Annotated in this window: 18 protein-coding genes; 11 read left to right on the top strand and 7 right to left on the bottom strand. The window is 68.7% G+C overall.

Annotated features, from left to right (window positions below; all coding sequences use genetic code 11):
- Position 1: 1 nt before the first annotated feature.
- On the bottom strand, positions 2-1195 hold the full coding sequence (locus ACIPVN_RS06040; RefSeq protein WP_400440781.1) for an SAM-dependent methyltransferase: 1194 nt from the start codon (positions 1193-1195) through the stop codon (positions 2-4).
- 144 nt (positions 1196-1339) lie between these two features.
- Here ACIPVN_RS06040 and groES point away from each other — a divergent pair, with 144 nt between their 5' ends.
- A complete protein-coding gene (gene groES, locus ACIPVN_RS06035; RefSeq protein WP_017203655.1) occupies positions 1340-1636 on the top strand; it encodes a co-chaperone GroES in 297 nt (98 codons plus the stop codon).
- Positions 1637-1690: 54 nt separating this feature from the next.
- Here groES and ACIPVN_RS06030 read toward each other — a convergent pair whose 3' ends face one another.
- Positions 1691-3181: a polysaccharide pyruvyl transferase family protein gene (locus ACIPVN_RS06030; protein WP_400440778.1), complete on the bottom strand. Its 1491-nt coding sequence runs from the start codon at positions 3179-3181 to the stop codon at positions 1691-1693.
- Between the two features lie 228 nt (positions 3182-3409).
- Here ACIPVN_RS06030 and rarD point away from each other — a divergent pair, with 228 nt between their 5' ends.
- Positions 3410-4345: an EamA family transporter RarD gene (rarD, locus tag ACIPVN_RS06025; RefSeq protein WP_400440775.1), complete on the top strand. Its 936-nt coding sequence runs from the start codon at positions 3410-3412 to the stop codon at positions 4343-4345.
- 132 nt (positions 4346-4477) lie between these two features.
- Positions 4478-5737: an ABC transporter substrate-binding protein gene (locus ACIPVN_RS06020; RefSeq protein ID WP_400440772.1), complete on the top strand. Its 1260-nt coding sequence runs from the start codon at positions 4478-4480 to the stop codon at positions 5735-5737.
- Positions 5738-5891: 154 nt separating this feature from the next.
- On the opposite strand, the gene ACIPVN_RS06015 is transcribed toward ACIPVN_RS06020, so the two are convergent.
- Genes ACIPVN_RS06015 through ACIPVN_RS06000 form a run of 4 tightly spaced genes read right to left on the bottom strand, consistent with a single transcriptional unit; the run spans position 5892 to position 9877 of the window.
- Positions 5892-6629, bottom strand: a complete 738-nt coding sequence (locus ACIPVN_RS06015; RefSeq protein ID WP_247623176.1) for an ABC transporter ATP-binding protein — start codon at positions 6627-6629, stop codon at positions 5892-5894.
- Positions 6626-7591 carry an ABC transporter ATP-binding protein gene (locus tag ACIPVN_RS06010; RefSeq protein ID WP_400443325.1) on the bottom strand — a complete coding sequence of 322 codons (966 nt, stop codon included), beginning with the start codon at positions 7589-7591 and terminating at the stop codon, positions 6626-6628. The genes ACIPVN_RS06015 and ACIPVN_RS06010 overlap by 4 nt, the downstream gene beginning before the upstream one ends.
- A gap of 40 nt (positions 7592-7631) precedes the next feature.
- Positions 7632-8609 carry a branched-chain amino acid ABC transporter permease gene (locus ACIPVN_RS06005; RefSeq protein WP_400440769.1) on the bottom strand — a complete coding sequence of 326 codons (978 nt, stop codon included), beginning with the start codon at positions 8607-8609 and terminating at the stop codon, positions 7632-7634.
- A 5-nt stretch (positions 8610-8614) separates the two neighbouring features.
- Complete coding sequence (locus ACIPVN_RS06000; protein WP_400443324.1) at positions 8615-9877, bottom strand: branched-chain amino acid ABC transporter permease; 1263 nt, start codon at positions 9875-9877, stop codon at positions 8615-8617.
- 366 nt (positions 9878-10243) lie between these two features.
- Between ACIPVN_RS06000 and guaB the strand changes: the two genes are divergently transcribed.
- The 8 genes from guaB (at position 10244) to ACIPVN_RS05960 (ending at position 18455) form a co-directional block, all read left to right on the top strand.
- The gene (gene guaB / locus ACIPVN_RS05995; protein WP_247623174.1) at positions 10244-11746 is read left to right on the top strand and encodes an IMP dehydrogenase; all 1503 of its coding nucleotides are present in this window, start codon (positions 10244-10246) and stop codon (positions 11744-11746) included.
- Between the two features lie 200 nt (positions 11747-11946).
- Complete coding sequence (locus ACIPVN_RS05990) at positions 11947-12990, top strand: response regulator (protein WP_400440765.1); 1044 nt, start codon at positions 11947-11949, stop codon at positions 12988-12990.
- Between the two features lies 1 nt (position 12991).
- Complete coding sequence (locus tag ACIPVN_RS05985) at positions 12992-13978, top strand: ATP-grasp domain-containing protein (protein WP_400440762.1); 987 nt, start codon at positions 12992-12994, stop codon at positions 13976-13978.
- Positions 13975-14688, top strand: a complete 714-nt coding sequence (locus tag ACIPVN_RS05980) for a PHP domain-containing protein (protein ID WP_400440759.1) — start codon at positions 13975-13977, stop codon at positions 14686-14688. Before ACIPVN_RS05985 ends, ACIPVN_RS05980 begins: the two co-directional genes overlap by 4 nt.
- Positions 14685-16175 (top strand): glycosyltransferase, encoded by a 1491-nt coding sequence (locus tag ACIPVN_RS05975; RefSeq protein ID WP_400440756.1) that lies wholly within the window; start codon positions 14685-14687, stop codon positions 16173-16175. The genes ACIPVN_RS05980 and ACIPVN_RS05975 overlap by 4 nt, the downstream gene beginning before the upstream one ends.
- Positions 16172-16315, top strand: a complete 144-nt coding sequence (locus tag ACIPVN_RS05970; RefSeq protein ID WP_400440753.1) for a hypothetical protein — start codon at positions 16172-16174, stop codon at positions 16313-16315. The genes ACIPVN_RS05975 and ACIPVN_RS05970 overlap by 4 nt, the downstream gene beginning before the upstream one ends.
- Positions 16312-16659, top strand: coding sequence for a response regulator transcription factor (locus ACIPVN_RS05965; protein ID WP_400440750.1), 348 nt, complete (start codon positions 16312-16314; stop codon positions 16657-16659). The genes ACIPVN_RS05970 and ACIPVN_RS05965 overlap by 4 nt, the downstream gene beginning before the upstream one ends.
- Positions 16656-18455, top strand: coding sequence for a sensor histidine kinase (locus ACIPVN_RS05960; protein WP_400440747.1), 1800 nt, complete (start codon positions 16656-16658; stop codon positions 18453-18455). The genes ACIPVN_RS05965 and ACIPVN_RS05960 overlap by 4 nt, the downstream gene beginning before the upstream one ends.
- Positions 18456-18518: 63 nt before the next feature.
- On the opposite strand, the gene ACIPVN_RS05955 is transcribed toward ACIPVN_RS05960, so the two are convergent.
- A complete protein-coding gene (locus ACIPVN_RS05955; RefSeq protein ID WP_400440744.1) occupies positions 18519-19613 on the bottom strand; it encodes an FAD-dependent oxidoreductase in 1095 nt (364 codons plus the stop codon).
- Positions 19614-19682: the final 69 nt, after the last annotated feature.

The following is a 19682-nucleotide window of genomic DNA, read 5'->3' as shown; positions in this document are numbered from 1 at the left end:
CCTACTCCGCGACGGGAACCCGGTCGGCGAGGATCGCGCGGCGCTGGTCCCCGACGCGCACCAGGATCAGCGTGGCCGAGGCGCTCCCGCGCAGCGTGAGCTTCTTGCGGAACTGCGCGGGGTCGATATCGACCCCGCGCTTCTTGATCTCCAGCGTGCCGATGTCGTTCGCCTTCAGCACGGCATCGATCGCCTTCGGATTCGCGGCCATCGTCTCGCGCACCCGGAACGATTGCACGAACGGGCTGGTGAGCGCGGCATCCGAGGTCAGATACGCGATCTTCTCGTCGAGCATGCCGGCATCGAGGCTGCGGGCGACGTCGCCGATCAGGCGCGCCCGGATGACCGCTCCGTCGGGTTCGTGCAGGAAGGAGCCGAGCGCACGCACCTCGGCGTCGACGGCATCGGCACCGGCGGTGAGTTCGTGCGAGCGCTCCCCGCGGATCACGAGCGCGGCGCGGCGCACGCCGGCGCGAGCCAGGGCCCCTGTCCAGAGCACGAGTTCGACGACGCTGCCGTCGGCGCTGACCCACTGGGCCTCGGCGTCGGCCGGCAGCGCATCGCGATCGTGGGCGGGGCCGAGCTTGATCCCGGTCGGCACGCGGGAGGCGAGGGCGAACGCCCAGTCCAGCGACGGGGAGTAGTCGTCGGGCGAGACGCGGCGTGTCTCGCTGTGCCCGGCCGTGCGCCGGGCGGGGTCCATCCACACCGCGTCGCGCCCGTCGAGGTCGGCGCTCTCGGCGGTTCCGTGCTGCACGGTCGCGCTCTCTCCGAAAGGGGCGAGGTTGTACGCCGCGATCGCCGCGGTCACCGGGTCGGCGTCGACCGCGAGCACATCGAGACCGGCCCCGGCGAAGGCGAGGGCATCGCCGCCGATCCCGGAGCCGAGGTCGGCGATGCGGGTCAGCCCGGCGCTGCGCATGCGCTGGGCGTGACGGGCGGCGACCCCGAGACGCGTGGCCTGTTCGAGGCCCGCGCGCGTGAACAGCATCCGCTCGGCGAAAGGTCCGAACTTCGCTCTCGCCTTCGAGCGAAGGTGCGCCTGGCCGACCACGGCCGACACGAGTTCAGGGGAATGGCCCTCGGCCCGCAACCGCGAGACCGCGCGTGCGACCTCGTTCGTCGACTCGACGCTGCCGAGCGCATCCAGCAACTCCAGCCCGACGGGGGTCAGCAGCGCTTGCAGCTCAGACATCTCCACTCGCACAGCCTACGCGGGCGGCGGGGCTGGCACTCGCGTTGCATGAGTGCCAGCGAAGCGCCTACACTGGCGTTAGCACTCTCGGGTTGAGAGTGCGAACAAGTCTTCCTGTCAGCGTCAAGAAAGAAGAGGTAGACCGTGTCGGTTTCCATCAAGCCGCTCGAGGACCGCATCGTCATCAAGCAGGTCGAGGCCGAGCAGACCACCGCGAGTGGCCTGGTCATCCCCGACACCGCCAAGGAGAAGCCCCAGGAGGGCGAGGTCGTGGCGGTCGGCCCCGGTCGCATCGACGACAACGGCAACCGCGTTCCGCTCGACGTCGCCGTCGGCGACCGCGTGCTCTACAGCAAGTACGGCGGCACCGAGGTCAAGTTCGGTGCGGACGAGTTCCTCGTCCTGTCGGCTCGCGACGTCCTGGCGGTCGTCGTCCGCTGATTCAGCGTTCCCGAGAAGGGGCCCGGATGCTTCGGCATCCGGGCCCCTTCTTCGTCAGCGCGCGGCGGGGCCGTCGTCGCGTCCGCGCCGGCGGAGCGAAGAGGGCCGGGGAAGACGTAGCGCACGCGCTACAGAGGTGAGGCGCGATCCGATCCTCCACGGCGTGCTCGTCTCGATCTCGTGCAGTCGGGCGCGCACCTGAGCGAGTTCGGTCTGGGCCGCGCGGCGCGCGCGACGCTGCTCGTCACGATCACCCGCCAGCCGGAGAGCCTCGGCGGCTCGCTCCTTGCCGGAACGCACCGCCTCGGCGTGCTCGTGTTCGAGTCGCATGGCCGCGATCTGGAGCTGCGCCACCTCATCGATGCGGATGGCGAGCGCATCTCTCTCGGGTGCATCGTCCGATCGCGTGAAGACCGCCAGAGCATCGACCACGCTCTTCCGTGCGGAGTCCGCGAGGGAGGCGGCATGCGCGGCGTCCGGCTCGTGCTCGAGTGCTGCGGTCACGGCACCGGGGAGGTCGGAGGGCTCGATGCCGAACGGGAAGTCCGCGTCCCAGGTCTCGGCGTAGACGTCGACCTTCGGCTTGGCGATGCTGAGGCGTTTCGTGCCGTAGGCGCAGGCGAGGATGCGCCCGTGCAGCGAGCTGCCGATCCAGAGGGAGGCCGTGGCGATCTCGCGCACGCGGTCGTCGATCGAGCGTGCGTCGCTGAGGGTGATGTCCCAGTTCGGGCGCTCGGCCGAGACCCGGTCGATGAGTTCTCGGTAGAGATCGATCGAATCGTGCGAGGGCGCGGATCCGGCGACGAAGAGTCGGACGGGGTGATCCCCGAGCTCCGAGCACGCGACGACGGCGGCGGTCCAGGCCTCGATCCCGTAGGTGCGGATGTGTCCTTCTGAGAGTTGAAGGAGTACGGAGCCGTCGCGGGGCGCGTCGATCGGCAGGACCGACGCGATCGTGTGGACGAGATCGGGCGCGAGACGGTGCGGGATGCCGAGGCGATCGAGCAGATCGGCGGACTTCGGATCGCGGACCGAGATGTAGTGCGCTTCGCGCAGGGCGCTCGCGGCGACGGCGGCACGCCAGGGAGTGAGGCCGCCGATGCCCGAGACTCCGACGGAGTTGAGCACCAGGCGCGCGCCGTGGTTGCGGAGGAACGCGCTCGGGCGCGGCACGTACGGTGACTCCATCCGTGCACCCATCACCTCGTCGAGGAGCGCGTCCTGCTCGGCGGCGTCCAATGACGAGAACCGCTCCCACTCGGCGTCGTCGACGGCCGTCCGGTACACGTACTCCCGCTGGGTGGCGCCGACCTCGCCGCCGACCGTCCAGATGCCCGTGGCGGGTTTCTCGGCGAGGGCCGGGCCGGTCGCGGTGATCTGCCGCCCGAGGAGCGTCGTCATGTCGACGGCGATCGGCGCGGTGTACTCGACATCGATGACGCCGCGCGCGAAGTGATCGGCGACGACGAGGAAGAGCAGATCGCCGAGGTTGTCGCGTTCGTACGCGCCGCACGCGACGACCGGGGGGAGCGTGTGCGGGGCCACGGCACGTCCTTCGGGAGACCGCCGTCGTCGGGTGCGGAGGCGGGGCTGTCCGCGAGATGAACTGCGGAATCGCGAGGGCTCAGGCGATGTGGATCAGTATACCGATCGGCCATTTTGAGCCCCCGAGGGAGGTGCGGCATCCGCCACGCGGCATCCGATTCCTGCCGAAATCCTCCGGCAGTCCGCGCAACCGCCGGAGGACGCGCACCGCGGGCATAGGGTTGTCCGGTGAGTTCCGTCCCCCGTGCTTCGTCGAGCCAGACCTCCGGAGTCGCCTACGCGGGCGGTGCCTACCTGCTCTGGGGCGTACTGCCTCTGTACTTCCTGCTTCTCGTGCCCACGGGCCCCTGGGAGGTCGTCGCCTGGCGGGTGCTGCTGTCGTTCGTCTTCTGCCTCGTCCTCCTCACCGTGATGCGGGGCTGGGCGGCGTTCCTCGCGATCATCCGGCGGCCGAGACTCCTGGGGTGGACGGCGCTCGCGGGCCTGCTCATCTACGTCAACTGGCAGGTGTTCCTCATCGGCACCCTCACGGGAAACGTCGTCGAGACGAGCCTCGGATATTTCATCAACCCGATCACGACGGTGCTCCTGGGGGTGTTCGTCCTGCGCGAGCGGATCCGCCGGCTCCAGTGGGCGGCGATCGCCATCGCATCGGTCGCCGTCGTGGTGATCATCGTGGCCCACGGCGAGTTCCCGTGGATCGCCCTCTCGCTCACGGCATCCTTCGGTCTGTACGGCCTCATCAAGAAGCAGATCGGACCCGCGGTGGATGCCGTCAGCGGTCTGACCCTCGAGTCGTTCTGGTTGATCCCGATCGCCGTCGTCCAGCTCGTCCTGGTGGCGCAGACTGCGGAGGGCCTCACGATGGGGGCGAACGGCGCATGGCACGCGGTGCTGCTGGCGTGTGCGGGGATCGCGACCGCCGTACCGCTGCTGCTCTTCGCCGCCGGTGCGCGCCGGATCGATCTGACCGTCATCGGGATGATCCAGTTCATCACCCCGGTGATGCAGTTCATCATCGGCGTCGTCTTCCTTCACGAGCCCATGCCGGCCGAGCGCTGGGCGGGTTTCGCGATCGTCTGGATCGCGATCGTCGTGTTCGTGATCGACCTGCTGCTCGCCGCGCGACGAGGGCGAAGGACCGCTCCCACGCCCATCGCCTGAGTACGGTATTCCATCGGGTGTCGGATCGTTAACGCACCGAAACACTTGCGACCCCTACGGAGCGGTCGCGCGCCCTAGGGTTAGAGCACTCGACTGTGGTCACGTCCACTCTCAGTTACGCAAGGGAGCATTATGAAGGCACTGAAGGGTTCGCGCACCGCGAAGATCTTCGCAGGCATTGCGCTTGTCAGCGCGTCTGCCCTCGTCATCGCGGGATGCAGCAGCACCCCGTCGGATGACTCGTCCAGCGGTGGCGAGAAGCCCGCCACCGATCTCACCCTCAAGCTCGGCTCGCTGCTGCCGAAGACGGGTTCGTTGGCCTTCCTGGGACCGCCCATGGAGTCCGGCGTCGGACTCGCGGTCGAAGAGGTCAACGCGGCCGAGGCCGGCATCACGATCGACCTCACCTCCGAGGACGAGGGCGACACCGACACCAAGGCGTACGAGACGTCGATCGAGAAGCTGCGCAACGCCGACGTCAGCGCGATCGTCGGTGCGGCTGCCTCCGGCGTCTCGAAGCTGGTGCTCGACGGAAACGTGAGCGCGGGGATCCTCCAGATCTCGGCCTCGAACACCTCCCCCGACTTCACCGCCTGGGAGGATGACGGACTCTACTTCCGCACCGCTCCCAGCGACCTGCTGCAGGGTGAGGTGCTGGGCAACCTGATCGCCGAGGACGGCGCCAAGACGCTCGGCATCATCTACCAGAACGACGCCTACGGCACCGGCCTGAACGACGCGCTCACCACGACGTTCGAGGGCACCGGCGGCGAGGTCGTCGAGTCGGTCTCGTTCAACGTCGGCGATGCGCAGTTCGATGCGCAGGTCGAGTCGATCAAGGCGCAGAACCCCGACGCCGTCGCGATCGTGTCGTTCGAGCAGTTCAAGACCATCGCGCCGCTGCTGGTGAACGCCGGCATCTCGGCCGACAAGTTCTACATGGTCGACGGCAACCTATCCGACTACGGCGACGAGATCTCGGTCTCGCTCGAGGGCGCGCAGGGGACGAAGGCGGGCCCCGCGCTCGAGGATGACTTCACGGATCGTCTGCAGGAGTCGTGGACGGCTGCCGGCAACCCCGAGGTCAAGGACTTCACCTACGCGGCCGAGGCATACGACGCCGTGATCCTGGTGGCGCTCGCGTCGCTGGCGGCGGGTTCGACCGAGGGCGCCGACATCGCGGCCAAGATGCAGGAGGTCTCGGGCGGTTCGGGCGAGGGTGAGAAGTGCACCAGCTTCGCCGAGTGCGCCGAGATCATCAACGGCGGTGGAACGGCCGACTACGACGGCTACTCCGGCGACGTGACGTTCGACGAGAACGGCGACCCGCAGGGTGCCACGATCGGCATCTACAAGTACGTCGCGGGCAACACCATCGAGCGCACCAACTGATCCATCGGATCGACTGATCGTCCGATCACAGGAAGGCCCCGGATGCTCGCATCCGGGGCCTTCCTCGTGCCCGGCTCGTTCGCGTCCGGGTCACGGCCGAGACCGCACACGAAGGGGGCGGGATGCCGCAGCATCCCGCCCCCTGTCGAAGCGCTCAGGCGACGTCGTCGGCGAGCGTCCCGAGGTACAGCCCGATGACCTTCGGATCGCTCAGCAGCTCGCGTCCGGTGCCCTCGTACGCGTCCTTGCCCTGATCGAGCACGTAGCCGCGGTCGCAGATCTGCAGGCAGCGGCGTGCGTTCTGCTCGACCATGATCGTCGTGACGCCGGCCTTGTTGATGTCGGAGACACGGATGAACGCGTCGTCCTGGCGCACGGGGGAGAGGCCGGCCGACGGCTCGTCGAGCAGGAGCACCGACGGATCCATCATCAGCGCGCGCGACATGGCGACCATCTGCCGCTCACCGCCCGAGAGGGATCCGGCGCGCTGCTTCAGTCGCTTGCCGAGCTCGGCGAAGATGCCGGTGACGAATTCGAGGCGCTCCGCATAGATCTTGGGGTTCTGGTAGAGCCCCATCTGCAGGTTCTCCTCGATCGACAGCGAGGGGAAGACGTTGTTCGTCTGCGGCACGAACGCCACACCGCGCTTGACGAGCTTGTCGGCCTTGAGGCCCACGATGCTCTCGCCGTTCAGTGTGATCTCGCCGCCGCGCACGTTGACGAGACCGAACATCGCCTTGAGTAGCGTCGATTTGCCCGCACCGTTCGGACCGATGATGCCGATCAGCTCGCCCTGACGCGCGACGAGATTCGCGCCGTTGAGGATGTTCACGCCGGGAAGGTAGCCCGCGTGGACGTCCGTGAGTTCGACGACCACCTTGTCTTCGCTCATGCGTTGTCCTTCGTGTCGGAGTCGACGGGATCCGTCGCCTCGAGCTCTGCCTCTGCCTCGGCCTCGATCTGTTCGCGGAGGCGCGCGGCCTCGGCGTCGGCGACGACGGGGATGCGGCCCGTGACGGCGCCGAGGTCGACGTCCTGGTGCGCGCCGAGGTACGCGTCGATGACCGCCGGGTCGTCCATCACCTGGTCCGGCGGCCCCTCGGCGACGACGCGGCCCTCGGCCATGACGACGACCCAGTCGGCGATGTGCCGCACCATGTGCATGTCGTGCTCGACGAAGAGCACGGTCATGCCCTGCTCCTTGAGGTCGAGGATGTGGTCGAGCAGCGATTGGGTGAGGGCCGGGTTCACGCCGGCCATCGGCTCGTCGAGCATCACCAGCGTCGGATCGCTCATGAGCGCCCGAGCCATCTCGAGGAGCTTGCGCTGACCGCCCGAGAGCGCGGCGGCGAAGTCCTTCTCCTTGGCGTCGAGCTTGAAGCGGGCGAGCAGCTCACGCGCCTTGCCCTCGATCTCGGTGTCCTGCGCACGCCAGAGGAAGGGGAACAGGCTCGACCAGAAGCCCTCCCCGCGCTGGCCGGTGGCCCCGAGCTTCATGTTCTCGAGGACGGTGAGCAGCGACAGCGACTTCGTGAGCTGGAACGTGCGCACCTGACCCATGCGGGCCACCTTGAACGACGGGATGCCCGACAGGTTCTTGCCGTCGAACGACCACGTGCCGCTGTTGGGCCTGTCGAATCCGCAGAGCAGGTTGAACAGCGTGGTCTTGCCTGCGCCGTTCGGACCGATGAGCGCCGTGATGGCGCCGCGCGGGATCTCGAGGTGTTCGACGTCGACGGCGGTCATGCCGCCGAAGCGTCGCTGCACCGCGTCGACGACGAGGATCGGGTCGACCTTGGCGACGCCGGGCCCTACCTCGCCCTTCGTCAGGCCGGTGGTCTTCGGACGCTTGATGCTTCCCGTCGCGGGCGCGGCGGCCGGCTCGGGGGTCAGTTCACTTGACAAAGGTCATCTCCCTCTTGTCTCCGAGGATGCCCTGCGGGCGGAAGATCACGAGCAGCATGAGTGCTATGCCGACGACGATGTAGACGACGGTCGCCGCCTGCTTGTCGGTCATCGGCAGCATGCCCGCGTTCGCCATCTGGGGCAGCAGGCTCGCCAGGAAGGCGTTGACGACCCAGAACAGCACCGCTCCGAGCGTCGGGCCGAACACGGTGGCCGCGCCGCCGAGAAGGAGGATCGTCCACAGGAAGAACGTCAGCGACGTCGAGTAGCTGCCGGGGACGACCGCCGACGGGAGGACGAAGACGATTCCGCCGGCTGCGCCGAGCACACCGCCGACGACCAGCGCCTGCATCTTGTAAGCGAAGACGTTCTTGCCCAGCGAGCGCACGGCGTCCTCGTCCTCGCGGATGCCCTTGAGCACGCGCCCCCAGGGGCTGCGCATCAGCGCCCAGACGAGGAGCACCGCGAGCGCCAGGACGATCAGCCCGAAGACGCGGTTCCACAGATCGTTGGCGGTGTACGTCCACGGACCGAACCCGTAGGTTCCCGGGGGGAAGGGGTTCGCGTCGCGGAAGCCGCCGTTGTACTGGGCGAGGCCGTCGGCGGAGTTCGTGAACTCGTCGAAGACCTGCGTCGTGAAGAGCAGGCGGACGATCTCGCCCGCGGCGATCGTCGCGATGGCGAGGTAGTCGGCGCGCAGGCGCAGGGTCGGGATGCCGAGCAGCACTGCGAACAGTGCACCGCCCAGCAGGCCGATGAGCATGCCCACGAACCACGGCAGCCCGAAGCTCAGTACCGAGATGGCGTAACCGTAGCCACCGATGGCCATGAACGCCGCCATGCCGAAGTTGAGCAGCCCGGCGTAGCCGAAGTGCACGGCGAGACCCGTGGCCGCCAGCGCATAGGCCAGCGTGATCGGGCTGAACAGGTATGCGGCCGTGTTGGTGAAGATGGATCCGAAGTCCATGATGATCAGCCCAACCTTTCCTTGCGGCCGAGCAGGCCCTGCGGTCTGACGAGAAGGATCACGATGAGGATGACGAGAGCGCTCGCGTACTTCAGGTCGGAGGGGATCCAGAGAGTCGACACCTCGACGGCCATGCCCACGATGAGCGAGCCGACGAGAGCGCCGAAGGCGGTGCCCAGACCTCCGAGCGTGATCGCGGCGAAGATGAGCAGCAGCATCTGCATGCCCATGTTCCACGTCACTCCGGGGCGGAAGTAGCCCCAGAGCACGCCCGAGATCGCGGCGAGCGTTCCGGCGAGGATCCAGACGTATCGGACGACCCGGTCGACGTCGATGCCGGATGCCGCGGCGAGCTGCGGGTTGTCGGAGATCGCTCGCGTGGCCTTGCCGATGCGGGTGCGGGTGAGGAAGAACGCGACACCGATGATGACGACGATGCTGACGGCCATCGCGATCAGGTCGATGTACGACAGCGAGATGGGACCGAAGCGGATGGGCTCGGGACTCGCTCCCGGAAGCTGGTAGGTGCCGCCGCCGATCATGTACTGGAAGAGGTAGCGGAGGGCGAGCGAGAGGCCGATGCTCACGATCATCAGCTGGACGACGCCCAGCCCTCGACGCCGCAGCGGACGCCACAGACCGGCGTCCATGGCCCAGCCCAGCAGACCGCCGGCGATCACGGCCGCGGCGATGCCCAGCCACGGCGGAAGCATCCACAGGGAGGTCGTCACGACGCCGACGAGCCCGCCCCAGGTGACCATCTCGGCGTGCGCGAAGTTCGACAGTCGCGTCGTGCCGTAGATGAGCGCGGCACCCATCGACGCGAGCGCGAGGAGCAGGCCGAAGTTCAGGCCGCCCACGAGCCGTGAGGCCAGTTGATCGATGAGACTGACGGTGATGCGCTCACCCTCACCGAGGAAGAGGTTGAGGATCTTGGTGCCGGTGAGGCCGAACTCGACCTCGAACGACGCCGTCGTGCCGGAGATCGGCTGGGTGCCCTCGGGGAGGAGCGTCGCGTCGACGATCACACCGTCGGGGAGCGTCTCCTCGTTCACCGTGATCGTGTACGTCTCCTTCTCGGGGACGTACAGGCGCCACTTGCCCTCGGCATCCGTCTCGGTCTCGCCCTCGAAGCCGTTGCCGGAGACCGAGAGCTCGACGCCCTCGACCGGCTCGTCGTCGAAGGTGATGACCCCGCCGAAGTAGAAGTCGGTGACCTCTTGACCGTCGTCTGTCGTCTCTGCCGAGGCGGCGAGCGGCGGCTGCATGAGGATCGCGCTGAGTGCGAGCAGCACTCCGATGAACGCGACCAGCCACGGCTTCTTCCGGTGGACGGCGATTGTTGTGGGTCCCACGCAACCTCCAGTGTGAGTGCACCTTCGCACAGACTTCGACCGTCTCGGGTTGGACGACGCACTTGACTGTAGTGTGCGATCTGCGTTTCGCCTACACCTTTAATCTGATCGAAATGAGAGCGGTACCAATACACCGGTGGGCCGATCGGGGCCGTCGCGATACCCGGCTCCGGGAATGTTCTCGGCCGCTCTCCGCTTAGAATCTTCATACGGTTTCCCGGTCGGATCCGGCCGGCCCCACGAACTCGGCGTCGCGCGACACGCGCAGGAGGAGCATCCATGGAACAGCACGATCCCTTCGGTTTCGTCGGACTGACGTACGACGACGTTCTCCTCCTTCCCGGGCACACGGATGTCATCCCCAGCGAGGCCGACACCTCCTCGCGCGTGACCCGTCGCATCTCGGTCGCCACTCCTCTTCTCTCCAGTGCGATGGACACCGTCACCGAGGCGCGCATGGCGATCGCGATGGCGCGCGAGGGCGGCATCGGCATCCTGCACCGCAACCTGTCGATCGCCGACCAGGCGTCGCAGGTCGACCGCGTGAAGCGCAGCGAGTCGGGAATGATCACCGACCCGATCACCACGACCCCCGACGCGACCGTCGAAGAGGTCGACGCGCTGTGCGCGCAGTACCGCATCTCGGGCCTGCCCGTCGTCGACGGCGACGGCCGTCTCGTCGGCATCATCACCAACCGCGACATGCGCTTCGTCTCGGGCTTCGAGCGCCAGTCGACCCTCGTGAAGGACGTCATGACGTCGGAGGGGCTCGTCACCGCATCCGTCGGCGTGGCAGCCGGCGAGGTCATCGCCCTCTTCGCGAAGCACCGCGTCGAGAAGCTGCCCCTGATCGACGCCGACGGCAAGCTCGCCGGTCTCATCACGATCAAGGACTTCGACAAGAGCGAGAAGTACCCCCTCGCCACCAAGGACGACCAGGGTCGTCTGCGCGTCGGTGCGGCCATCGGCTTCTTCGGCGACGCGTGGGAGCGCGCAGAGGCGCTGCGCGACGCCGGTGTCGACGTGCTCGTCGTCGACACCGCCAACGGTCAGTCGCAGGGCGTCATCGATCTCGTCAAGCGGCTCAAGGCCGACGAGTCCTTCGCGCACATCGACATCATCGGCGGTAACGTCGCGACCCGCGAGGGCGCACAGGCGCTCGTCGATGCGGGAGTCGACGCGGTCAAGGTCGGCGTCGGCCCCGGCTCCATCTGCACCACCCGCGTCGTCGCCGGCGTGGGCGTGCCGCAGGTGACCGCCGTGTACGAAGCCTCCCTCGCCGCCCGCCCCGCGGGCGTGCCGGTGATCGCCGACGGTGGGCTGCAGTACTCGGGCGACATCGCCAAGGCGCTCGTCGCCGGTGCGGATGCCGTGATGCTCGGGTCGCTCCTGGCCGGCACCGACGAGTCTCCGGGCGAGATCGTGTTCCAGTCCGGCAAGCAGTTTAAGCAGTACCGCGGCATGGGCTCGCTCGGCGCCATGCAGACCCGTGGCAAGCAGACCTCCTACTCCAAGGACCGCTACTTCCAGGCCGACGTTCCCAGCGATGACAAGCTCATCCCCGAGGGCATCGAGGGTCAGGTCCCCTACCGCGGACCGCTCGGCGCCGTCGCGTACCAGCTCGTCGGCGGACTCCGTCAGTCGATGTTCTACGTCGGCGCCCGTACGATCGAGGAGCTCAAGACGCGCGGCAAGTTCGTGCGCATCACCTCGGCCGGACTCAAGGAGTCGCACCCGCACGACGTGCAGATCGTCGTGGAGGCACCCAACTACAAGAAGTGATCCGCTCGCGCGGACGAGGAAGAGGGACGGATGCTGCGGCATCCGTCCCTCTTCCTCTGCGTGGCGTTGCGCGCCGTGCGGCGAAGGGGGTGTGCCACAATCGTGAGGAACCTGCTCGCCCTTTCCCGCGCGCTCCCGGTGACGAAGGCGTCGGGGGTGCACCGCCCCCACGGCCGGGAATCTCCCCCAGGAGAGCCGAATTGTCCGTAGACGCCATCCGTGTCCTCGTCGTCGATGACGACCAGGACGTCTCCCTGCTCGTGAAGACGGTGCTCGAGCGACGGGCCGGGTGCGTGGTCGACCTCGCCCCCGACGGGCTCGTCGCGGTCGAGAAGGTCGCCGAGATCCGCCCCGACGTCGTCATCACCGACATCGAGATGCCCGGCCTGAACGGGCTCGAGCTCCTCGCCGAGTTGCGTCGCAAGGTGCCCGCGGTGCCGGTCGTCGTCATGACCGCCCACGTCTCGGTGGAGTACGCGGTCTCGGCCCTCCGCGCCCAGGCCGACGAGTTCCTCACCAAGCCGCTCGACAACGCGCGTCTCGTCGAGGTGGTCCGCAAGCTCGCGGAGGAGGGCCGTCGACGCCGCGAAGAAGGGCGCCGCAAGGAGATCGTGCTCGCGGTCGGAGCCCACCCCGACGACGTCGAGATCGGCGTCGGGGGAGTGCTCGCCGCGCACGCCGCCGCGGGCGATGAGATCACCATCCTCACCCTGTCGCGGGGCGCGCGCGGGGGCGATGCCGACAGCCGTCAGAACGAATCGCTGGCCGCCGCCGAGCTGATCGGCGCCCGCCTGTTCCTCAAGGACCTGGTCGACACCGAGATCTCCGGCGGCGGGTCGACCGTGCGCCTGATCGAAGAGGTCGTCGAGCAGATCCAGCCCACGATCGTCTACACGCACTCCGCGCACGACCGCCATCAGGACCACCGCGCCGTGAACGAGGCGACCACGGTCGCCACGCGTCGCGTCGGCACGGTCGCCTGCTACCAGAGCCCCTCATCGACGATCGATTTCCGGCCCACGCGCTTCGTGCGCATCGACGGCTTCGTCGATCAGAAGCTGCGCCTGCTCGACTGCTTCGGATCGCAGACCGCGAGCCGCGCCTACCTCGAGCCGGAGTTCGTGCGAGCGACCGCGCGCTACTGGTCGCGCTTCGGCGGCGGCGTCGCGGTGGAGCCGCTCGAGATCGTCCGCGAGACGGCGGCGTTCGTCGGCGCCCATGAACTCACCCGACAGGAGGGCTGACATGGCCCGCGTCCTCGTGACCGGAGCCGGCGGACCTGCCGGGGTCGCCGTCATCCGTTCGCTGCTGCGCCGACCGGAGCTGACGGTCTTCGCAGCCGACATGGACGGCTGGGCGGCGGGCCTCTACCTCGTGCCCGCCGAGCAGCGGCGTCTGGTGCCGCCGGGCAAGTCCGACGACTTCGTGCCGGCTCTGGCGCGGATGGTGGCCGACGACCGCCTCGACCTCGTGATCTCGACGGTCGACGTCGAACTCATCGCCCTCGCCCGCCGACGCGAGGAACTCGCCCCCGCCGTCCTCGCCGCGCCCTCGGCCGACACCCTCGACACCGCGCTCGACAAGCTGCTCCTCGCCGAGCGGTGCGCTCCCACCGGACGCGCACCGCGCACGGTGCTGGCGGGCGCTGACGCGCTCGCGATCGAGTGGGAGTTCCCCGTCTTCGCGAAGCCCCGCCAGGGTGCGGGGAGCCGCGGCATCCGCCTGGTGCCCGATCGGGCCGCGCTCGAAGCGCTCCCGCTCGACGAGGGACTGATCGTGCAGGACTTCCTGCCCGGCGAGGAGTACTCGGTCGACGTCATCGCCGATGCCGCAGGAAGGGTCGTCGCCGCGGTGCCGCGCACCCGCGCGCGTGTGGACTCCGGCGTCGCGATCGCCGGACGCACCGTGCACGATCCCGAGCTCGAGGAGACCGCCGCCGAGGTCGCCCGGGCGATCGGGTTGGTGGGCGTCGCCAACGTGCAGCTCCGCCGCGACCGCACCGGCGCCGCCGTGCTCCTCGAGGTCAACCCGCGATTCCCCGGAGCGCTGCCGCTCACGATCGCCGCGGGCGTCGACATCCCGTCGCTCGTGGTCGACCTGTTCCTGGGGGCGGAACTCCCCGAGCGCCTGCCGTTCCGGGAACTCGCCTCGGTGCGCTTCCTCGAGGACATCGTGGTCGAGATCGATGACGTGCTCGTCTCGGAGCATGCCGGCCATCAGGAGGAAGCGTGAGCGGCCGCATCCTCCGCGGCGACCACCACGTCCACTCCACCTTCTCCGACGACGCCGTCTCCACACCCGAGGAGAACGTCGCGGCCGCCGTCGTCGTGGGCCTCGAGACCCTCCGCATCGTCGACCACGTGCGCCGCGACACCACCTGGGTGCCCGAGTACGTCTCCGCGATCGCGGCCCTCCGCGTGCCCGAGGGGCTGACGGTGCTCACGGGTGTCGAGGCCAAGATCCTCGACACCGCGGGAACCCTCGACATCCCCGAGTTGCCGCCGGGGATCGACCGCATCCTCATCGCCGACCACCAGTTCCCCGGGGCCGACGGGCCCCTCGGCCCGACCGCCGTGCGCGAGCGCATCGCCGCCGGGTGGGCGACGACGGACGTGCTCGACGACTTCGTGACCGGTGTCATCGCCGCGATGGAACGCCACCCGGGCAATCAGCTCGCCCACTGCTTCTCGCTGCTGCCGAAGATCGGTCTCGCCGAGAGCGACCTCGGCGACGAGCGTCTGACGGCGTGGGCACGGGCCGCCGCCCGAACGGGCACGCTCGTCGAGATCAACGAGAAGTGGGGATGCCCCGAGCCCGCGTCGCTGGCCGCGCTCCGCGCCGCCGGTGCGGAGTTGGTGGCCTCCACCGACAGCCACGACGCCCGGGATGTGGGCCGGTACGCGCGTGTACGCGATCTGCTCGGAGCGGAGGCGCTGTCGTGATCGACCAGCTCGAGTGGTGGCAGACGGCGATCGTCATCGTGCTCATCCTCTGCATCCTCGTCGGCACTCTGCCGGTCATCAACACGGGGCTGCAGTTCCTCTCGCTGCCGATGCACGCGTTCCGCAACCACTACGGCAAGGCGGCCCCGCATCACCCGAACGTCGCGGTGATCATCCCCGCCTGGAACGAGGGACTCGTGATCGGGCCCGCGATCGAACGGTTGCTGCAACTCCAGTACCCGGAGGATCGGTTGCGGATCTTCGTCGTCGACGACGCGTCGACGGACGACACGCCGGACATCGTACGGGCGAAGGCGGCGCAGCATCCGGGCCGAGTGGAGCACCTTCGGCGCGAGGTCGGAGGTCAGGGCAAGGCGCACACGCTGAACCACGGACTCGATATCGCCCTCGCCGACCCGTGGACCGAGGCCGTGCTGATCATGGACGCCGACGTCATCTTCGCGCGCGACGCACTGCGAAAGCTCACCCGTCACCTCGCCGACGAGAAGGTCGGCGCGGTGACCGCATACATCGCCGAGGGCAGCCGCGATCGCAACTACCTCACGCGGTTCATCGGCGTCGAGTACATCATCGGCCAGCTCTCCGCCCGGCGCACCCAGAACGTGCTCGGGGCGATCGCCTGCCTGGCCGGCGGGGCGCAACTGCATTCGCGGGCGAACCTCGAGGCGATCGGCGGACGGATCCCCACCGGCACGCTCGCCGAAGACACCATGACCACCTTCGAAGGGCAGTTGAAGGGCCGGAGAGCGGTGTTCGAGCCGTACGCGGTCGTGCTGGCCGAGGAGCCGCGCACGATCGACGCGCTCTGGAAGCAACGTCTTCGGTGGGCCCGCGGCAACGTGCAGCTGACGTCGATCTACAAGCACCTGTGGTTCCGACCCAGCCCCGACCATCAGCTGGGCAGCTTCTCGTTCGGGCTCGCATGGTTCACGATCCTGCTGCTGCCGGCCTTCATGCTGGTCGCGGCGACCGCGCTCGTGGTCCTGCTCATCTTCCACAGTGACATCGCGGAGTTCGTCTTCCGGTTCATGTGGATCTCGGCCGCGTGCATCTATCTGTTCTCGATGCTCTATTCCGTGCAGCTCGACGGACGCATCGGTCGGCACTCGTGGCGCGAGGCCATCATGTTCCCCGGCCTCGGCGCGCTGATCCTGATGGCCATCGCGTTGTTCCCCTGGGCGTTCGAGGACGCCGTTCGCGCCCTCGGTGGGTCGTTGAACGACGACACCCTCTTCGTCTGGGCGCTCGTCTTCTATCTCTGGGGCCCGATCTCGATGCTGGGCGTTTGGCTCGCCCGGACCGTCGAGAAGCTGCCGGGTGGGCGATTCTTCGCCGGCCTCCTGCTCTACATCTGCGGATACGGCTCGTTGCTGTGCGCCATCACCGTGGATTCCTACATCAAGGAGTGGCGTCGCGCCGACGCCTCCTGGATCAAGACCGAGAAGGTCGGACGGGTCGACTCATGACCGAGATGCCCACGCCTCAGGCCGAGGCCGAGGAGATCGAGCAGGACGCGCGCTCCGAGAAGCGGCTGGTCTGGCAGGCGCTCGCCGCCGTCGCCGTCGTCGTCGTCGTCGTGGTCGTCCGCGAGATGTTCCTTCGATGAGCGCACGCCCGTTGGCTCTCGTGGTCGAGGACGACCTCGACCAGATGTCGCTGCTGCGTCGTCATCTCGACCGCGAGGGTTTCGACGTGTTCTCCGCCGGCGACGCCGAGTCGGCGATCTCCGCTTTCCCGCACATCGACCCCTCGCTGGCGGTGCTCGATCTGCTGCTTCCGGGCATCTCCGGCGCCGAGTGCGCGCGCCTGGTACGCGAGACGTTCCCGCGGTGCTTCCTCGTGATCAGCTCCGTGCTCGATGTGGCGTCGTACCCGACGGCGGATGCCGCGCTCCCCAAGCCCGTGCGCGGCGCGGCGCTGCGCAGCGCCGTCGCCGGAGTCAGCCGATGAACCGCTACGAATCGCTCGGCACAGCGGCTGCCCCCGCACCCCCGCAGCGCGGATGGCAACGGTACTTCGACGACCCGACACCGCTCATCAAGCAGGGCCCCACCGCCGTCGCCGTCGCCCTCGCGGGGCTGCTCGTGGTCTCGGTGCCGGGCATCGAGGCGACCAACCCGCCGGCGGCGATCGCGGGCATCGCGCTCGTGGGTCTGGTCACCGTCCTCGCTGCGATCCTCGCGGCTCGCGGAGTCCACGACGGATGGATCGTGCTCCTCATCCCCGCCGTCGACATCCTCGCCATCGGCGCCCTGCGGCTCGGCACAGGGGGTACCGCGTCGCTGTTCTCGGCGTTCGTCCTGCTCCCGGTGATCTGGCTCGCCGCCGCGCCGGGGTTGCGACCCGTCTTCCTGATCGGCGTCCTGACATCCATCGCGTTCCTGATGCCGATCGCTCTCGACCCGTCATCCGGCGATCTCGCCTGGCTCCGCGGCGTGATCAGCCCCCTCGTGTTCGCAGTGGTCGGCGCGATCGTGAACGAACTCTCGCGTCTGCAGCGCCTGCGCACCGCTCAAGCAGAATCGCTCGTCGTCGAGCGGACGGCGGCGCTCTCGTCGAACCTCTCGATGGTTCAGCAACTCCAGGCGAGCGAGAAGCAGTACCAGTTCCTCCTGGACTCGTTCAGCAGCCTGTGGAATTCGATCACCGCTCAGGCGGTGATCGCGACCGACCGTCAGGGCGTCGTGATCGCGTGGAATCCCGGGGCGGAGCGCCTCATCGGAATCTCGGTCGACGAGGCACTCGGAGGTGTGACCGTCGATCGATTCTTCGATCCCACGGCACTCGGCCTGTTCGCCGATCCTGCGACTCCTCGGTCGCTCGACGATTCGACCGGAATACGCGCCCTGCTCGACGAGGTGGACGCGGGTCGCACGGTCGAGGCCGACGTCGACATGACCACGGCCGGGGGCTCCGTCGTCCCGGCGCGTCTCACCCTGTCGCTGTATCAGGGCACGGACGGCGCACGACGCGGCTACCTGCTCGTCGTCACGGACGAGACGAAGGCCGTCGAGGTCGCGCGTCTCAAGGATGAGTTCGTCGGCATGATCTCGCACGAGCTGCGCACTCCGCTGAGCGCGATCATCGGCTTCCTCGACCTTCTCCAGAACGATCCGCAGCAACCTTTGACCGCCGACCAGCAGGACTTCGTCGCCGTGATCGAGCGGAATGCGAAACGACTTCTGAACCTCGTGGGCGACCTGCTCTTCACGGCGCAGGCGGAATCGGGCCGATTCCCCCTGGAGAAGGCGGATACCGATCTCTCGGCTCTCGTGGCATCCGCCGTGGAGTCGGCGGGGCCGAATGCGCAGAAGAACGGCATCGAGCTCATCTCGGACATCCCCGCGGATCCGGTGCACCTGGTCGTCGATGCCGGCCGGATCGGCCAGGCCGTCGACAACCTGCTCTCGAACGCGATCAAGTTCACGCCGCGGGGCGGACGCGTCACGGCCCGTGTGGAGATGCGGGACGGCGACGTTCGCATCTGCATCGAGGACACCGGCCTCGGAATCCCGGAGGAGGAGCAGGGGATGCTGTTCACCCGGTTCTTCCGCGCATCGACGGCGACCCGTAACGCCGTGCCGGGCGTGGGCCTCGGGCTGACGATCACCCGCGCGATCGTGCTCGCCCACGGCGGGAGCATGAGCATGCGCAGCGAGGTCGGAGCGGGAACCGAGTTCTGGTTCACCCTGCCGGTCGCCCTGCGCACGGAGGCGCTGCGCCTGCCGAACCTGCACAACGGCTGAAATCCCGGCGCGGGGTCGGGACTCGCCGCGCGCGGATGCCGTCCTGCGGCGTGTTCTGACCCCTCAGGTCTCGTCGCGGAGCCGGAACGGCTCGGCGGCGCGCGTCGACTCGTCGAGTGCGAGATCCGCGAGCGTCGCCCCGATCCCGGTCGCGAACTTGAAGCCGTGGCCCGAGAAGCCCGCTCCGACGACGATCCGTCCGCGTCGGTCGAGCACGAAGGCGCCGTCGTCGGTGGAGGTGTAGGTGCAGCTGATCGGCGCGGCGCTCACCGCGTCGAGTCCCGGCATCCACTCGCGCACGTACGCCGCGAGGGCGCCGAGGTGCGTGGGGACGTGTGGACGGGCATCGGGATCGACCTCGTCGCCCACGCGGTGGAAGCCGACCTTCACGCCCTCCCCGGGGGTGGGCATCCCGTAGACGGTCGCCGGGTACTCCGCCGGTTCGACGTAGTGGTTGAATGAGGGCCAGACGGCTCCGTCGACCGGGGAGAAGTGCGCGGGGGTCTCCTCGGTGACCGTGAGCCGGGGGAGTCCGAGCCGCCCGACGAGGCTCTGGCTCCAGGCGCCGACCGTGACCACGACGGTCTCGGGGCGCAGGTGCGAGCCGTCGGCGAGGGCGATGTCGACGTCCTCTCCGCGGTCGGCGATCGACGCGACCGGCGTGCTCCAGCGCACCTCGCCGCCGGCGCCGACGATGCGGCGCTCGAACTCGATCAGGGCGTCGGATGCCCGCACGACGCCGGCGTCGGGCGACCACAGCGCGTCGCCGTCGAAGCGCATGCCGGCCCAGCGGCGGTGGGCCTCGCCGGTGGAGAGCACCTCGGCCGGGATCCCGCGCGCGGTCAGGCGCTCGTGGATCCGCGAGAGGTCGACATCGCCGTGCGTGACGAGTCCGTGCAACCGCAGCAGGGGAGCCCCATCGACGTCGCCGAGTGCGTCCCAGCCCTCCCGTGCACGCACGAGGAGGTCGAGGTAGTGATCCTCGTCGTAGGCGTTGTTGAAGTTGCGCGTGGCTCCGTGCGACGCACCCTCGCGGTGGCCGCGGGCGAACCTCTCCAGCACGACGGGGCGCTTCCCGCGCCGCGCGAGCTCCCAGGCCGTGGCGAGTCCCATGACCCCACCGCCCACCACGACGACCGCTGCGGCATCCGCTCCCATGCATCCTCCCGATGTCGCTCCCAGTCTCCCAGCCATCGACCGCCTCCGCGCCCGGGTAGGCTTACGGGG

It is taken from the genome of Microbacterium sp. NPDC090003, from assembly GCF_044748385.1.
Classification (GTDB): Bacteria; Actinomycetota; Actinomycetes; order Actinomycetales; family Microbacteriaceae; genus Microbacterium.
The sequence above is the reverse complement of the archived record's forward strand: the minus strand, read 5'-3'. Positions and strand labels throughout refer to the sequence as shown.

Bases quoted from the DNA above. Each gene is read 5' to 3' on its own strand.
- ACIPVN_RS06040 (WP_400440781.1), bottom strand. From the start codon at position 1,195: ATGTCTGAGCTGCAAGCGCTGCTGACCCCCGTCGGGCTGGAGTTGCTG.
- ACIPVN_RS06020 (WP_400440772.1), top strand. From the start codon at position 4,478: ATGAAGGCACTGAAGGGTTCGCGCACCGCGAAGATCTTCGCAGGCATT.
- ACIPVN_RS06015 (WP_247623176.1), bottom strand. From the start codon at position 6,629: ATGAGCGAAGACAAGGTGGTCGTCGAACTCACGGACGTCCACGCGGGC.
- ACIPVN_RS06005 (WP_400440769.1), bottom strand. From the start codon at position 8,609: ATGGACTTCGGATCCATCTTCACCAACACGGCCGCATACCTGTTCAGC.
- ACIPVN_RS06000 (WP_400443324.1), bottom strand. From the start codon at position 9,877: ATGCAGCCGCCGCTCGCCGCCTCGGCAGAGACGACAGACGACGGTCAA.
- guaB (WP_247623174.1), top strand. From the start codon at position 10,244: ATGGAACAGCACGATCCCTTCGGTTTCGTCGGACTGACGTACGACGAC.
- ACIPVN_RS05985 (WP_400440762.1), top strand. From the start codon at position 12,992: ATGGCCCGCGTCCTCGTGACCGGAGCCGGCGGACCTGCCGGGGTCGCC.
- ACIPVN_RS05970 (WP_400440753.1), top strand. From the start codon at position 16,172: ATGACCGAGATGCCCACGCCTCAGGCCGAGGCCGAGGAGATCGAGCAG.
- ACIPVN_RS05965 (WP_400440750.1), top strand. From the start codon at position 16,312: ATGAGCGCACGCCCGTTGGCTCTCGTGGTCGAGGACGACCTCGACCAG.
- ACIPVN_RS05960 (WP_400440747.1), top strand. From the start codon at position 16,656: ATGAACCGCTACGAATCGCTCGGCACAGCGGCTGCCCCCGCACCCCCG.
- ACIPVN_RS05955 (WP_400440744.1), bottom strand. From the start codon at position 19,613: ATGGGAGCGGATGCCGCAGCGGTCGTCGTGGTGGGCGGTGGGGTCATG.